This is a genomic window from Micromonospora sp. CNZ286, from assembly GCF_014207755.1.
On sequence record NZ_JACHIZ010000001.1, the window covers coordinates 224,512 to 239,491 of the forward strand.

The following is a 14,980-nucleotide window of genomic DNA, read 5'->3' on the forward strand; positions in this document are numbered from 1 at the left end:
GGCTTCTGATCAGGCCAGCAGGGTGGGCCGGGCCGGCGCCGACGATCACCCGGGGACAGGTCTTGCACAAGGCACACCCACACCACAGGCGGCCGGATCAACGAAGAGCCACCCAAGTGATCACCAACGCCGAACCCTAACGGCAATCAGCCGAACCGATCACCACAGACATAGAAGCGTCTTGCACTTACCGCCCCGGCGAAAGGGGCAAGACGCCCAGGTTCCGGGCCCAAAGTGCAAGATCGGCGAGGCGAGGACGGGGCGAGGGCGGGGTGAGGGCAGGGCGAGGGTGGGGCGAGACGGGGCGGGGGAGGGAGCGGGTCAGCGCAACGGCGTGTGGGCGGGGTCTACCCGCTCGGACGGGGGTGGGGGCGGGGGTGGGGTGCCGTCGCCGAAGGGGCGACCGCCCAGCTTCTCCCGCCCGTGCGGGATCAGCCAGTTGCTCAGGTCGGGGCCGAGCGGCACGATCCCCGTCGGGTTGATGTCCCGGTGGACCTCGTAGTAGTGCCGCTTGATGTGGTCGAAGTCGATCGTGTCGCCGAACCCGGGCGTGGTGAACAGGTCCCGCGCGTACGCCCACAGCACCGGCATCTCGCTGAGCTTCTGCCTGTTGCACTTGAAGTGCCCGTGGTAGACCGGGTCGAAGCGCACGAGCGTGGTGAACAGCCGTACGTCCGCCTCGGTGATCGTGTCGCCGACCAGGTACCGCTGCCCGGCGAGCCGCTCGCTCAGCCAGTCCAGCCGGTCGAACAGCCTGTGGTACGCCTTGTCGTACGCCTCCTGGCTGCCGGCGAAGCCGCACCGGTAGACGCCGTTGTTGACGTCCGCGAAGACGACTCCGTTCACCTCGTCGATCTCGCCGCGCAGCGGTTCCGGGTAGAGGTCCGGCGCGCCCGGCCGGTGGTGCGCCGTCCACTCGGTCGTGAGGTCCAGGCTCATCTGCGCGTAGTCGTTCGTCACCACCTGCCCGGTGGGCACGTCGACGAGCGCCGGCACTGTGATGCCGCGCTCGTAGCCGGGGAAGCGGGCGAAGTACGCGTCGGCCAGCCGCTCGATGCCGAGCACCGGGTCCTTGCCGTCCGGGTCCAGGTCGAAAGTCCAGCTCCGCTTGTCGTGGGTGGGCCCGGCCACGGCCATCGAGATGGCGTCCTCCAGCCCGAGCAGGCGCCTGACGATGATCAGCCGGTTGGCCCACGGGCAGGCCCGGCTGACCGCCAGCCGGTAGCGGCCCGGCTCCACCGGCCAGCCGTTGCTCCCGTCCGCCGTGATCCGGGTGGCGATGTAGCGCTGGTCGCGGGTGAACTCGCCACCCGGCTCCACGTACTTGCCACCGGTCCGGTCCAGGACCTCGTCGTCGCTGCCCACACCCACCTCCGAGTTCGCCTTTCGTTCCCATCATGGTCGCTCCGGCAGCTCCCGGCAGGGCGAGTACCCGGGAGAGGGGCATAGGCTGCCCGCCGTGACCGATGTGGAGGCGGCAGCCCGGCGTTTCGTCGCCGACGTGTGGAACGCGGGGCGCGAGGAGAGCGCGTACGAGCTGGTGGCGGCGGACTGCCCGGGCCTGGGCGGCAGCGGCCCGGCGGCGATGCTGGCGTGGCACCGGGACCGGCGGGCGTCGTTCCCCGACCTGCGCTACAAGATCGTCGACGTGGTGGCGACCGGTACGCGGGTGGCGGTGCGCTGGCGGGCCGCCGGCACCCAGGCCGGGCAGTTCGGCCCGGTGCCGCCGACCGGCCGCGTGGTCAGTTATTCGGGCGCGACGTTCCTGCGCTTCGACGACGGCCGGATCGTGGACGTGTGGAGCGTCAACGAGCTGTTCCAGATGCTCCAGCAGCTCGGCGTGGAGATGCTGCCTCCGCTCACACCCGGCGAGGCGTGATCCGGCTGATCGGCAGGTTCACCGGGAACGGCTCGCCGGTGTCGACGAACTTCGTCCACCGCCCGGTCTCCGTGTAGACCTCGTGCACCGGATCGATCTTGTAGGTGTAGACGACGATGCCCTCGTCCTCGATCTCGATCCGCCAGTGGAACGGAATCCCGGCCTGGGCGTAGAGCGCCGGCTTGAGGACGCGGTCGATGGACCGGGTGCTGGGCGAGACGATCTCCACGGCGAGCACCACCTCGTGCGGCTCGTACCGGGACGGCTCGCGCGCGGCGGCGGTCGCGGTGGTGACCAGCACGTCCGGGATGAAGGAGCGGGTGCGGTTGATGCGCACCTCCACACCCTGGGTTACGTCGTACCCGTCGGGGCAGTCCTCGTCGAGCGCGACCATGAGCAGGGCCGCGATGCTCTGGTGGATCCGGGTGGGGGAGGGGGACATGAGCAGCACTCCATCGAGCAGTTCGCGGCGGCGACCGTCCTCCGGCAGCGCGTCCAGATCGTCTGTCGTCCACCCGCCCTCCGGGGGGTGGTCGCTCTCCAGCGCGGCGGTCATCGACAGGTCCTTCCCGGTGCGTCGTTCTCCCCGCGCTCACGATACCGCCGCAAAGGCCGGGTGGTGGTCGCGCGCGCCCGGGCCACAGGGCAGGATGGGCGGCATGAGCGAGCACGGTGGAGTGCCCGGCGGGGGCCTGGTGAAGGGCCTGGCGGTCACGTTGAAGACGATGACCCGCCGCTCGACCACCCAGCAGTACCCGGATGTCGAGCCTGAGCTGCCGCCCCGCTCCCGTGGCGTGATCGCGCTGCTGGAGGAGAACTGCACGGTCTGCATGCTCTGCGCGCGCGAGTGCCCGGACTGGTGCATCTACATCGACTCGCACAAGGAGGAGGTGGCGGTGCCCGGCGCCGCCCGCCCCCGCCAGCGCAACGTGCTCGACAAGTTCGACATCGACTTCTCGCTCTGCATGTACTGCGGCATCTGCGTCGAGGTCTGCCCGTTCGACGCGCTCTACTGGTCGCCCGAGTTCGAGTACGCCGAGTACGACATCAAGAACCTGCTGCACGACAAGGACCATCTGGGCGAGTGGATGGCCACCGTGCCGCCGCCGCCGGCTCACGACCCGCTCGGCGACCCCTCCAAGGAGGAGACCACCGCCGCCCGGAAGGCGGCGGGTCCGTCGGCCCGTCCGGCTCCTTCCCGGGTACGCCCCGACGCCGCCACCGATCCGGGCGGAGGCACCGCCTCATGACCGGTGCGGACGTCCTGCTGCTCGCGCTGGGCGCGGTGGCGGTGGGCGCGGGTGCGCTGGTGGTCGCCACCCGCCACCTGGTCCGGGCCGGGCTGTGGCTGGTGGTGTGCCTGGGCGCGCTCGCGGGTGACTACCTGGTGCTGACGGCCGAGCTGGTGGCCTGGGTGCAGGTGCTCATCTACGTGGGCGCGGTGGTGGTGCTGCTGCTGTTCGCGGTGATGCTGACCCGCGCGCCGATCGGCCCGTCGGACGACCTGGACCGGCCGGGCTGGGCCGCAGCGCTCGTCGGCGCGGGCAGCGGCCTCGGCCTGGCGGTGCTGCTGATCGACGCTTTCCGTTGGTCCCGGGTGGACCTGCCCGTCGCCGGCACCGCCGAGCGCCTCGGCGAGCAACTGTTCCGTTCCTGGGTGCTGCCGTTCGAGGTGCTGTCGGTGCTGCTGCTGGCCGCGCTGGTCGGCGCGATCGTGCTGTCCCGCCCGGACATCGGCCGCCGGTCCACCGACACCAGCGCGGCGCAACCAGCCGACGAGGGCAGGCGCCCGTGAGGCCGGTCATCCCGTACGTCACCGCCGCGCTGCTGTTCGGCCTCGGCGTGTACGGCGTGCTGCGCCGCCGCAACGCCGTCCTGGTGCTGATGGCGGTGGAGTTGATGCTGAACGCGGTGAACCTGGTGCTGGTCACCGCCGACACCACAGTCAAGGCCGTGCTGCCGCACTCCGGGCAGGTGTTCGCGCTGTTCGTGATCGTGCTGGCCGCCGCCGAGATCGGTGTCGGGCTCGCCATCGTGCTCCAGCTCTACCGGCTGCGCGCCAGCGTCACAGTCGACGACGTGCCGCTCGACGAGCCGGCGCCGGCGGTCGCGGTGGCCCCGGGCGGGCTGCCGACGCCGGAAGCGCCGGGCACGGAAGGAGCGGTCCGGTGAGCACGCCGACGCTGTGGCTCGCCGCGGTGCTGCCGGCGGTGCCGCTGGTCGCCGGCCTGCTCGGCCTGCTGCTGCCGCCCGCCCCGCGCCAGGACCGGGCGGCGGCCCGGCGGTCGGCTGTCGCGCTGGGCGTGGCCGGGGCGGCCGTGTCGCTGCTGGCCGCGCTGGCGCTGCTGGTCCGCGTGGACGCCCCGGTCGAGGCGTCCACCACCTGGGTCGACCTGGGCGGGCTGCGGGTCACGCTGGGCCTGCGGCTCGACGGCGTGGCGGTACTCGTCGCCACCGCCGTCGCCGCCGTCGCGCTCGCAGTGCAGGTCTACTCGATCGGCTACCTGCGCCGGGGCCCGCACGACGACGTGGACGTCGACCACCGCTACCCGCCGTACGCGGCGCAGTTGAGCCTCTTCACCGCCGCCATGCTCACTGTGGTGGTGTCCGGCGACCTGATCATGCTGCTGGTCGGCTGGGAGGTAATGGGCGTCTGCTCGTACCTGCTCATCGCCCACGACCGGCGGCTGCCCGAGGCACCCGGAGCGGCGGTCAAGGCGTTCCTGGTCACCCGCGTGGGTGACGTCGGCTTCCTGCTCGGCATCGCGCTGCTCGGCGTGGGCGCGGGCAGCTTCCGGATCGCCGACGTGCTGGCACACGACTACGGCACCGGCACGCTCATCGCCGCCTGCCTGCTGCTGCTCGCCGGGGTGGCGGGCAAGAGCGCCCAGTTCCCGCTGCACACCTGGCTGCCGGACGCGATGGCCGGTCCCACGCCGGTGTCCGCGCTGATCCACGCCGCCACCATGGTCGCCGCCGGGGTGTACGCGGTGGCCCGCCTGTTCCCGCTGTTCGAGCGCGCACCGGCCGCGCTCGCCGTGCTGGGCGTGATGGCCGCGATCACCATGCTGCTCGGCGCGTTCGCCGCCACCGCGCAGGACGACATCAAGCGCGTGCTCGCCTGGTCGACCGTGTCGCAGATCGGCTACATGACCGGCGCGCTGGCGGTCGGCGCACCGGCTGCCGCGTTGTTCCACCTGCTCACCCACGCCGCGTTCAAGGCGCTGCTGTTCCTCGCCGCCGGTGCGGTGATCCACGCCGTCGGCACCACGCTGATGTCCCGGATGGGCGGCCTGCGTACCGCCATGCCCGTCACGTTCTGGTGCATGGTGGTCGGCCTCGGCGCGCTCGCCGGCGTACCCCCGCTCTCGGGTTTCTGGAGCAAGGACGGCGTGCTCGCCGCCGCCGAGGCGGCCGCGCTCGACGGCGCCGGGCCGACAGCCGCCTGGGTGGGCTGGCTGGTCTGGCTGGCCGGGCTGGTCGGCGTGGCGGTGACCGCCTGGTACGCGACCCGCCTGCTGCTGCGCACGTTCCTCGGCCGGACACGCACGCCGCTGCTGCGCCCGCACGACCCGCCCGAGCTGCTGCGCTGGCCGGTGCTGCTGCTCACGGCCCCGGCCGCGCTGCTCGGCCTGGCCGCGTTCGCGCCCTGGTTCGCCGACCGGCTGCGCGTGCCCGGCGACGACACCGGCGAGGCGGTCGAGCTGGTGCACCTGGCGCCGAACCTGATCCTGCCGTTCCTGCTGCTGCTCGCCGGCGCGGGCGTCGCCTGGGCGGGCTGGCGCCGCGACCCGGCCGCCGACCCGGCCCGCTTCCTGGGCCCGCTGCGGCCGGTCTTCGCCCGCGCGTTCCGGCTCGACGACGTCCAGCACGCCCTCGTCGTACGCCCGGCGGGCGCGCTCGCGCGGGTCGTGCGTACCGGTGACGAACTGGGCGTGGACGGGCTGGTCGAGGGCAGCGGCCGGGCGGCGGTCGAGGTGGGCGGCGGCCTGGCCGCGCTGCACCGGGCGGCGCTGCCGCGCGCGGCAGCCGGGGTGCTCGCGGGCGCGCTGCTGATCGGCCTCGCGGTCGCGCTGATCGGAGTGACCTCATGACGTTCGGGCAGGTCCTGCTGGTCGCCGTGGTGGCGGTCCCGGCGCTCGGCGCGCTGGCCACAGCCGTCGTGCCCGGCGACCGGGCCGGCCGGGTGGTCGGCACCGCTGCGGCCGCGCTGACGCTGCTGGCGACGCTCCCGCTGGTCGGCGGCGACCACGGCTGGTTCGGGTACGGGCCACGCCCGGCGGTGCAGCCGTGGCACCAGCTCGACCTGCAGTGGGTGCCCGGGCTCGACCTGCGCTTCCACCTCGGTGTGGACGGCATCTCCTGGCCGCTCGTGGTGCTGACCGCGCTGCTCACGCTGCTGTGCTGCGCGTACACGCTGTGGCGGGTGCCGCCCGGCGGCGGCAGCGGGCGGGCGCTCGTGGCGCTGCTGCTGGTGGTCGAGGTCGGCATCCTCGGCACGTTCCTCGCGCTCGACCTGGTGTTGTTCTTCCTGTTCTTCGAGGTCGTCCTGCTGCCGATGTACGCGGTGATCGCCGGCTGGGGCGGCGCGGACCGCCGTCGCGCGGCCCGCAAGTTCGCGCTCTACACGCTGTTCGGCTCGGTGCTGCTGCTCGTCGGCGTCTACGTGGTGGTGGCCGCCGCGGGCACCGCAGACCTGGTCGCGCTCACCGGCGGCGCAGGGCTGTCCCGGGGAACCCAGCTCGCCGCGTTCACGCTGCTGGCGCTGGCGTTCGCGGTGAAGAGCCCGCTCTGGCCGCTGCACTCATGGCTGCCCGACGCGCACACCCAGGCCCCCACCGTCGGCAGCGTGATCCTCGCCGGGGTGCTGCTCAAGATGGGCACGTACGGGCTGATCCGGGTCGCCGTCGGGGTGGCCCCGGAGGGCGCCCGCTGGGCCGCGCCGGTGCTCGGCGTGCTCGCCGTCGCCGCGATCCTGGTCGGTGGCCTGGTCTGCCTGGCGCAGGACGACCTGAAGCGGCTGATCGCGTACTCCAGCGTGGGACACATGGGCTTCGTGCTGCTCGGGGTCGCCACGCTCACCGCCACCGGGATCCAGGCCGCGCTGATCGGCAACATCGCCCACGGCGTCATCACCGGCCTGCTGTTCTTCCTGGCCGGGGCGGTCAAGGACCGCGCGCACACCGGCTCGCTGGCCGAGCTGTCCGGGCTGCGGGAGACCGCGCCCCGGCTGGCCGGACTGCTCGGCTTCGCGGCTGTCGCCTCGCTGGGGCTGCCCGGCCTGGCCGGGTTCTGGGGTGAGGCGTTCGCCGTGGTCGCCGCCGTGCAGCGGGGCGGCCCGCTCTGGCTGACCCTGGCCGTGCTGGCCGCGCTGGGCGGGGCGCTCACCGCCGCGTACTTCCTGCGGCTGCTGCGCCGGGTCACCCACGGGCGGCCCAGCCCGGCGGTGGCGGGGCTCGCACCCGGGCTGGCCGGGGCGGAACTGACCGCCTGGGCGCCGCTGGTGCTGCTCGCGCTCGCGGTCGGCCTGGCCCCGGCGCTCGTGCTGTCGTACGCCTCCGGTCCGGTGGAGGCGCTGCTGGGGGTCGTCCCATGAGCCTGGTGCAGAGTGTCGACAACGTGGCGATGCTGCCCGCGTACCTGGCCGCCGGCACGGCCGTGCTGGTGCTGCTGGTGGATCTGCTGGTGGCGCGTCCCGCGGTCACCGTCGCCGTGGCGGCGCTCGGCGCGGCCGGCACGGCTGTCGGCGCGGCGCTCGTCGGCGCGGCCGGCACCCGGCGCACGTTCTGCGTCGGCGACGACTGCTCCTGGGTGTGGAACGGCCGGGCCGCGCTGGTCGGGGCGGTGATCGCCCTGCTCACGCTCGGCGTGCTGGCGCTGTCCGGTCCGCTGCTGCGTGCCGGGCGCACCCCGGTCGGCGAGTACTGCTTCCTGCTCGCCTGCGCGATGACAGGCGGCGTGGTGCTCGGCGCCGCCGGTGACCTGATCACGCTGATCGTGGCGCTGGAGACGCTGACGCTCCCGCTGTACGTGCTGGTCGGCCTGCGCCGGGGCAGCCTCGCCGGTGCCGAGGCGGCTGTGACGTTCTTCGTGGTGAGCGTGGTCGCCACCACAGTGACGCTGCTCGGCGCGGCGCTGCTCTACGCGGTCACCGGCACGCTGCACCTGGACCGGCTGGGCGCCACACTGGCCGCCCGCGACGACCTGACCGATCTGCCGCTGACCACAGTCGCTGTGGCGCTCGTGGTGGCCGGGCTGGCGTTCAAGGTCGCCGCGGTGCCGTTCCACGCCTGGGCCCCTGCCACCTACGACGGCGCGCCGCTGCCGGTGGCCGCGTACCTGTCGACCGCCTCGAAGCTCGGTGGCGTGGTGGCGCTGCTGGCTGTGGTGCAGCGGGCCCTGCCGGGTGACCTGACCGGCCCGGTGCTGGCGGCGCTGGCGGTGCTGACCATGACCGTCGGCAACCTGGTGGCGCTGCGCCAGCGGCGTACCGTGCGGTTGCTCGCCTGGTCGTCGGTGGCCCAGGCGGGGTACATCCTCGCCCCGCTGGGCGCGCTGGCGCTGACCGCGGGCCGCACCGGCGACGCGCGGGCGGCCGCGTACGCCGCAGCCGTCGCGTACGCGATCTTCTTCGTGCTGCTGGAGCTGGCCGCGTTCGCCGCTGTGGTGGCGTTGCGCCCGGCGGACGGCGACGGCGGCACGCTCGCCGACCTGCGCGGCGCGGCGCGGCGGCACCCCTGGGTGGGCGGCGCGTTCGCGCTGGCGCTGATCGGGCTGGCCGGGCTGCCGCCGGGCCTGGCCGGGCTGTTCGCCAAGGTGACGGTGGTACGCGCGCTGCTGGCCGGGAACGCGGGCGGGCTGGCGCTCGTGGTGGCGTTGAACGCGGTGATCGGCCTGGCCTACTACCTGCGGGTCACCGCCTCCCTCTACGCGACGCCGGCCGGCGTGGCGACGGTCCGGCCCGCCCGGACCGTGGTGCTGGCGCTCGGCGCGGCCACCGTCGCCGCGGTGGTGATCGGTTTCGCACCGCAGCTCGTGCTGGACGTGGCGGCGCGCTGACCGGTTCCTGCCCGGATGGGCGACCGCTTCAGCCTGCGCACAGCAACATCCAGGCAACTTTCAGCCATGAGCCGGATGGTTGACGGGTACCGGTGTGTTGAACCGGTCAGCGGGCCTCCCGCAAGGGCCCGTGCACCGAAGGAGAGATCGTGCATCACAACCGTCTCAAGACCGCAGCGCTGCTCGGCCTGTTGACCTCGCTGATCCTCGCGATCGGCTACTGGTTCGGCGGTAGCGGCGGTCTCGTCATCGCCGTCGTCGTCTCGTTGCTGATGAACGGCGTCACCTACTTCTACTCCGACAAGCTCGCACTGCGCTCGATGAAGGCGCAACCGGTCAGCGAGGCACAGTTCCCCGAGCTGTACCAGATGGTGCGGGAGCTCTCCACGCAGGCCGGCAAGCCGATGCCGCGGCTCTACGTGAGCCCGACGTCGCAGCCCAACGCGTTCGCCACCGGTCGTAACCCGGAGAACGCGGCGGTCTGCGTCACCCAGGGCATCGTGGAGATCCTGGACTACCGGGAGCTGCGTGGCGTGATCGGCCACGAGCTGTCCCACGTCTACAACCGGGACATCCTGATCTCCAGCGTGGCTGCCGGCCTGGCCGGCATCATCACCATGCTGGCCAACCTGGCCTGGTTCATCCCGCTGGGCTCCTCGGACGACGAGGACGCCCCGAACCCGGCCGTGCTGCTGCTCACGCTGATCCTCGGCCCGATCGCCGCCACGGTGATCCAGCTCGCGATCAGCCGGAGCCGGGAGTTCCAGGCCGACCAGTCCGGCGCCGAGCTGAGCCGCGACCCGCTGGCCCTGGCCAGCGCCCTCCGAAAGATCCATATGGGTACGCAGGCGCGCCCGCTGGCGCCCCAGGGCCAGCTCGCCAGCACCGCCCACCTGATGATCGACAACCCGTTCAAGCGGGGCGGCGGCATCGCCGCGATGTTCGCCACCCACCCGCCGATGGAGCAGCGGGTGGCCCGCCTGGAGCAGATGGCCCGCAACTCCGGGCCGGTGCAGTTCCAGCGCTGACCCGCCGTACTCCCCACCGCGCCCGCGTCCCACGACGCGGGCGCGGTGGTGTGTCCGGGCACAATGCGTTTCCCCCGGTCAGGTCACGCCGTTAGGGTCGAAACGTCTCCCGCTCATTACCCTCCTGGAGGTCGACTGTGGCCGCACTGCGCCAGTACCAGGGCGTCTGGCGGATCCCCGGCGCGCCGATGCTGCTGATCCTCGGCATCATCGGCCGGCTCGGGATCGGCATGACCCCGCTGGCGCTGCTGCTCGTCGTCGAGCAGGTCACCGGCCGGTACTCCCTGGCCGCAGTCGCCGGCGGCATCTACGCGCTCTCCGGCGCCGCGCTCAGCCCGGTCGCCGGCCGGATCGCCGACCGGGTCGGACCCACCCCCGTCCTGCTGCTCACCGCGGTCACCCACCCGCTCGCCCTGATCGGGCTGCTCGTCGCCACCCGCTCCGACAGCGGCAACCTCGGGCTGATCTACCTGGCCTCGGGCGTCGCCGGAGCCACGTACCCGCCGCTCACAGCCGCGATCCGGGGCGCCTGGAACGACCTCACCGCCCCCGCCACCGGCCGGGCGCACCTGCGCAACACCGCGCTCGCCGCCGAGACCACCCTCTTCGAGGTCGTGTTCGTGATCGGGCCGCTGCTGGTAGCCGGCTTCGTGCTGCTCGCCGACGCCTCCGCCGCGCTCGTCGGCGCCGCGGTGGTAACCCTGATCGGCACCGGCACCGTCGCGCTCGGACGGGTCATGCGCGGCTGGCGCCCGCACCCCCGCGAGCACCACGCAAGGGGCCTCGGCCCGCTGCGGCTCGGCGGCTTCCCCGCGCTGCTGCTCTGCGTGGCGAGCCTCGGCATCGCGTTCGGCGCCTCCGGCGTCATCGTCCCGGCCTTCGCCGGGAACTCCGGCGCCGACGACCCGGAGAGCCTTGCCGGCGTGCTGCTCGCCGTCTGGGGCATCGGCAGCGCCATCGGCGGTTTCTGGTTCGGCGTACGCAAGCCCGCCGCCAACATGACCCGCCAGTTCGCCTGGCTGCTCGGCACCGTCGCGGCCAGCTTCGCCGTCTTCGCGGCGATGCCCGGCCCGGCCGCGCTCGGCGTCGCGCTGGTGCTCGGCGGCGCGGCCATCGCCCCCGCGCTCACCCTGGAGAACACGCTCGTCGGGCGGATCACCCCGGCCGGCATGCTGAACGAGGCGTACACCTGGGTGGTGACCATGTCGGTGGCGGCGAGCGCCGCCGGCGGCTCGATCGCGGGCCTGATCATCGACCACGCCGGCGGCGTCTCGTGGGCGTTCGTCTTCGCCGGGGTGGCGGTCGCCGTCGGAGCCGCGGTCGCCGCGCTGCCCGGCGGCCCGATCGCCCGGGCCGAGGCCACAGCGGTACGCGCCGAGCAGACGCTCGCCGCCTGACCGCTCACCCGCCGGCGGTCACCACCCGCTCCACCCCGGGCAGCTTCTCCACCGCGGCCCGGATCGGCGCCGGGTCCTCACCCTGCGCGAGCAGCACCGACAGGACGACCCGGCCGTCGCCGTCCGGCCGGGCCGCGACCGTCCTGCCACCGCAGCGCAGCCCGGTGTCCCCGCGCGCCTGCCCGATCCGGTAGTCGACCTCCCCGATCTGCGGCGCGCCGGCGCCCGGCCGGAAGACGACGTCCAGCCGTACCGGAGGGTCGGCCTGACACGCGGCCGACGCCGCGGCGGACGGGGTGGCCGCGCCGCCGCCGGCCGGCATCGGCGTCGCCGGTCCGGACAGCGTCGCCATGGTCGCGGCACCGCCGGTGACCGTCACAGCGGCCACCCCCGCCAGAACCGCGGCCCGGCGCCGGCTCCTGGCCCGCCCCCGTGCGCGCACCTCGGCCGCCGGGCTGAGCCGCAGCCCGGTCATGTCCTGCTCCAACTCCCGCAGAGCCTCACCAATGCGTGCCGACATCGACTTCCTCCTTGTCGTCGGTCAGTAGAACGGCGAGCGCGGCACGGCCCCGGGACAGGTACGACTTGACAGTCCCCTCCCGCATGCCTGTGGTCCGGGCGATCTCCGCCACCGGCAGGTCGTGGAGATGGTGCAGGACGACGACCAGCCGTTGCGCGTCGGGCAGTCGCCTTAACGCCGCCAGCAACGCCACCCGGTCCGGGTTGGGCCCGGGCGTCGGAGTCTCCCGGCCCAGCCGGGCCCGCGCGGCGAACCAGCGCCTCAGACCGCGCCACCGGTTGGCCGTCAGGCGCCAGGCCACCGTCCGGACCCAGCCCTCCGGATCCTCGTACGCCCCGACTGCCGACCAGCGCTGCCAGGCCCGCGCGTACGCCTCCTGCGTCACGTCCTGCGCCTCGGCCAGGTCGCCGCAGAGGGCGTAGACGTGGTGCACGACCCGCCGCGCGGTCGCCGTGTAGAAGGCGTCGAAGTCCTCGGGGCCGTCCATGCCCACCTCCCGTGTCCGCTCTCACCACTCGACACCCCGATGCGGCTCCGGCGGTTGCACCCGGATCAGGACGCTCCGGGTCGTACCCGATCCGGCGCCTTCACCCGGGCGGACCGGTCGTGCGGCTCGGGCTGGTCGTGCGGGCCTGTCGTCTGCGGGCCGGGCCGGTCGTGCGGGCCTGTCGTCTGTGGGCCGGGCCGGTCGTGCGGGCCCGCCGGCCCGGTCCGCTCCGTGTTCTGCGCTCCGGGGCGCGCGGCGGACACCGCGGCGACCAGACCCAGCGCGAGGATCGCCACCGCGCACGCCAGGAGCGTGGGACGTGCCCCGAACGCGGCGGTCGCCGGACCGCCGAGCATCGTGCCCAGCGGCACCGCCAGCACGGTGACCGCCCCGTTGGCCGCCAGCACGCGGGGGAGGTCCACGGTGCCGGCGCGGCGCTGGAACAACGCCGTCGCGGTCGGCTGGTAGGGCGCCCAGACCAGGCCGGCGAGCGCGAACGCGGGCAGCGACAGGACGACCGGCGCGCCCAGGCCGAGCGGCATCAGCGCGGCGCCGAACAGCACCACGATGCCGGCGAGCGTGGTCCGCAGCGGCCGTCCGCGCAGGTGACCCGTGAGCAGCCCGCCGAGCAGGGAGCCGACGCCGAACGCGGTGTAGTAGGCCGCGAGCGTCCCGGCGGAGGCGTGCAGGTCGTCGGTGACGTGCACCGGCATGGCGACGTAGAACGGCCCGAAGAGGAAGAAGAACGCGAAGGTCAGCGCCAGCAGTCCGAGCAGCGACCGGTCCCGTCCGATGATCCGGAATCCCGACGTACGCGACGGCCCCGCCCCGGCCGGGGCGTTCCGGTACCGACCGTTGGTGTCCCGGTCGTGGACGGTCGCGGTGTCTCCGTCACGGACGGCTGCGGCTTCTCGGTCACGGACGGCGGCGGTGTCTCGCTCACTGACGGCCGCGGCTTCGCGATCGCGGACGACCAGGCGGTAGCTGACGGCCAGCACGGCGAAGCTGGCGGCGTCGACGGCGATCACCCACACCGCGCCGACCCAGGCGATGAGCAGGCCGGCCAGCGGCGGGCCGACGATCGTCGCAGCCTGGCCGAAGACCCCGAGCAGCGCGTTCGCGGCCAGGTGGTGCCGCTGCGGCAGCAGCTCGGCCACGAGCGTGAACCGACCGGCCGACCCCCACGGGTGCAGCAGCGAGGACACCGCCAGCAGGGCAACGTAGAGACCGACGTCCAGCACCCCGGCGAGGTGGGCGACGGGGATCGCCCCCAACGCGGCGGCTCGCACCGTCGCGTCCCAGCCGGCGAGCTGAGCCCCGCTCCGTGCACCCAGCCACCGCCCGAGCAACGGCGTGCCGGCGGCGCCCGGCAGCGTGTACGCGGCCACCGCGAATGCGGTCCACGTGCCGCGTTGCCCGGCGGGGGCGAGTTGCAGAGCCAGCCACGTCACCGCGACCAGGGCGAGCCCGTCACCGAGAGCGGATGTCGCGAGACCGGGCAGCAGCCGACGCAGTACCGGTTGACCGAGCACCGGGCGATAGGGGAGGAGCATCGCGGGGGTCATGGCTCCCAGCCGACCTCACGACCGGCCCGTACCCCAAGGAAGTCGCCTGACGGCAGAAGGAACCGCAGCTGTTCGCGGCCGAGATGCAGGCCGCGCGTTCCGGCCACTGCGGATGCCTGATCCCGCACCGTGGCAGGTGACCATGCCGGTCACCTGCCACGCGACTCGATCGTCGTGCCTACCGGTAGTTGGTGAACTGGAGCGCCAGACCGAAGTCCTCGCCCTTGAGCAGGGCGATGACGGTCTGGAGGTCGTCCTTCTTCTTGCCGGTGACGCGGAGCTGGTCGCCCTGGATCTGCGCCTGCACGCCCTTCGGGCCCTCGTCGCGGATCTTCTTGCTGATCGCCTTGGCCTTGTCCGAGTCGATGCCCTGCACCACCTTGGCGTCGATCTTGAAAATCTTGCCCGACTGACGGGGCTCGCCGGCGTCGAGCGACTTCAGCGAGATGTTCCGCTTGACCAGCTTCTCCTTGAAGACGTCCAGCGCGGCCCGGACCCGCTCCTCGGTCTCCGCCTGGAGGCTGATCGCCTCCTCGCCCGACCAGGAGATCTCCGCGCCGGTGCCGCGGAAGTCGAACCGCGTCGAGAGCTCCTTCTCCGACTGGCGGACGGCGTTGTCGACCTCCTGCCGGTCGACCTTGCTCACGATGTCGAACGACGGGTTCGCTGCCATGCTCATGCTCCTGCTGTCCGGCGGTCTGTCCTGGTCCGTCCCGCGCTGACCAGCGTGGGACCTCCTGACGGTACCCGGTTGCGGCAGTGCCGGGGGCAACCGCTATCCTTGCTTCCGCTGCCGCGTTGCGACGCGGCGGTGTGCCCTGGCGGGTTGCCCGAGCGGCCAATGGGAGCGGACTGTAAATCCGTCGCGAAAGCTTCAGAGGTTCGAATCCTCTACCCGCCACCAGGTGCAGATGCGGCCCCTGACCAGCAGGAATGCTGATCGGGGGCCGTTGTCGTTTGTCCGGCCGGGTCCGGCTGAGTCCAGCCGTCTACGACTCGTTGTGGGCAGATGGTGGGCAGGTCGATCTTGCCCGTGAGGGCTTTC

At 73.3% G+C, this 14,980-nt stretch carries 15 protein-coding genes and 1 tRNA gene; 10 read left to right on the plus strand and 6 right to left on the minus strand.

From position 1 onward, the window contains the following. Positions 1 to 321: 321 nt before the first annotated feature. Positions 322 to 1,365, minus strand: a complete 1,044-nt coding sequence (locus FHX31_RS01080) for a glutathione S-transferase family protein (protein WP_184974632.1) — start codon at positions 1,363 to 1,365, stop codon at positions 322 to 324. 94 nt (positions 1,366 to 1,459) lie between these two features. On the opposite strand from FHX31_RS01080, the gene FHX31_RS01085 reads away from it, so the two are divergent. Next, positions 1,460 to 1,879 carry an ester cyclase gene (locus FHX31_RS01085; protein WP_184974635.1) on the plus strand — a complete coding sequence of 140 codons (420 nt, stop codon included), beginning with the start codon at positions 1,460 to 1,462 and terminating at the stop codon, positions 1,877 to 1,879. Here FHX31_RS01085 and FHX31_RS01090 read toward each other — a convergent pair. Continuing rightward, a complete protein-coding gene (locus tag FHX31_RS01090; RefSeq protein ID WP_013288669.1) occupies positions 1,860 to 2,435 on the minus strand; it encodes a Uma2 family endonuclease in 576 nt (191 codons plus the stop codon). The two genes, FHX31_RS01085 and FHX31_RS01090, sit on opposite strands and share 20 nt — an antisense overlap. Before the next feature lie 103 nt (positions 2,436 to 2,538). On the opposite strand from FHX31_RS01090, the gene FHX31_RS01095 reads away from it, so the two are divergent. From FHX31_RS01095 to FHX31_RS01130, 8 genes are all read left to right on the plus strand, one after another. Then, positions 2,539 to 3,129, plus strand: coding sequence for a NuoI/complex I 23 kDa subunit family protein (locus FHX31_RS01095; protein WP_013473729.1), 591 nt, complete (start codon positions 2,539 to 2,541; stop codon positions 3,127 to 3,129). Next, on the plus strand, positions 3,126 to 3,674 hold the full coding sequence (locus FHX31_RS01100) for an NADH-quinone oxidoreductase subunit J family protein (RefSeq protein ID WP_013473728.1): 549 nt from the start codon (positions 3,126 to 3,128) through the stop codon (positions 3,672 to 3,674). Before FHX31_RS01095 ends, FHX31_RS01100 begins: the two co-directional genes overlap by 4 nt. After that, positions 3,671 to 4,051, plus strand: a complete 381-nt coding sequence (gene nuoK, locus FHX31_RS01105) for an NADH-quinone oxidoreductase subunit NuoK (RefSeq protein WP_013288666.1) — start codon at positions 3,671 to 3,673, stop codon at positions 4,049 to 4,051. The genes FHX31_RS01100 and nuoK overlap by 4 nt, the downstream gene beginning before the upstream one ends. Next, positions 4,048 to 5,973 (plus strand): NADH-quinone oxidoreductase subunit L, encoded by a 1,926-nt coding sequence (locus FHX31_RS01110; protein WP_184974638.1) that lies wholly within the window; start codon positions 4,048 to 4,050, stop codon positions 5,971 to 5,973. Before nuoK ends, FHX31_RS01110 begins: the two co-directional genes overlap by 4 nt. Then, entirely contained in the window at positions 5,970 to 7,475 is a 1,506-nt protein-coding gene (locus tag FHX31_RS01115) for a complex I subunit 4 family protein (RefSeq protein ID WP_013288664.1), read from the plus strand. The genes FHX31_RS01110 and FHX31_RS01115 overlap by 4 nt, the downstream gene beginning before the upstream one ends. Then, positions 7,472 to 8,938: an NADH-quinone oxidoreductase subunit N gene (locus tag FHX31_RS01120; protein WP_184974641.1), complete on the plus strand. Its 1,467-nt coding sequence runs from the start codon at positions 7,472 to 7,474 to the stop codon at positions 8,936 to 8,938. The genes FHX31_RS01115 and FHX31_RS01120 overlap by 4 nt, the downstream gene beginning before the upstream one ends. 149 nt (positions 8,939 to 9,087) lie before the next feature. After that, entirely contained in the window at positions 9,088 to 9,966 is an 879-nt protein-coding gene (htpX, locus tag FHX31_RS01125) for a zinc metalloprotease HtpX (protein ID WP_030269305.1), read from the plus strand. 137 nt (positions 9,967 to 10,103) lie between these two features. Further along, positions 10,104 to 11,363, plus strand: a complete 1,260-nt coding sequence (locus FHX31_RS01130; RefSeq protein ID WP_047894107.1) for an MFS transporter — start codon at positions 10,104 to 10,106, stop codon at positions 11,361 to 11,363. A 4-nt stretch (positions 11,364 to 11,367) separates the two neighbouring features. On the opposite strand, the gene FHX31_RS01135 is transcribed toward FHX31_RS01130, so the two are convergent. From FHX31_RS01135 to FHX31_RS01150, 4 genes are all read right to left on the minus strand, one after another. Then, positions 11,368 to 11,883 carry a hypothetical protein gene (locus tag FHX31_RS01135; RefSeq protein ID WP_184974644.1) on the minus strand — a complete coding sequence of 172 codons (516 nt, stop codon included), beginning with the start codon at positions 11,881 to 11,883 and terminating at the stop codon, positions 11,368 to 11,370. After that, positions 11,864 to 12,370, minus strand: a complete 507-nt coding sequence (locus FHX31_RS01140; RefSeq protein WP_184974647.1) for a SigE family RNA polymerase sigma factor — start codon at positions 12,368 to 12,370, stop codon at positions 11,864 to 11,866. Before FHX31_RS01140 ends, FHX31_RS01135 begins: the two co-directional genes overlap by 20 nt. A 65-nt stretch (positions 12,371 to 12,435) precedes the next feature. Beyond that, a complete protein-coding gene (locus FHX31_RS01145) occupies positions 12,436 to 13,935 on the minus strand; it encodes an MFS transporter (RefSeq protein WP_184974651.1) in 1,500 nt (499 codons plus the stop codon). Between the two features lie 178 nt (positions 13,936 to 14,113). After that, complete coding sequence (locus tag FHX31_RS01150; protein WP_013288657.1) at positions 14,114 to 14,608, minus strand: YajQ family cyclic di-GMP-binding protein; 495 nt, start codon at positions 14,606 to 14,608, stop codon at positions 14,114 to 14,116. Positions 14,609 to 14,755: 147 nt separating this feature from the next. On the opposite strand from FHX31_RS01150, the gene FHX31_RS01155 reads away from it, so the two are divergent. Next, positions 14,756 to 14,839, plus strand: a tRNA-Tyr gene (locus FHX31_RS01155). Positions 14,840 to 14,980: the final 141 nt, after the last annotated feature.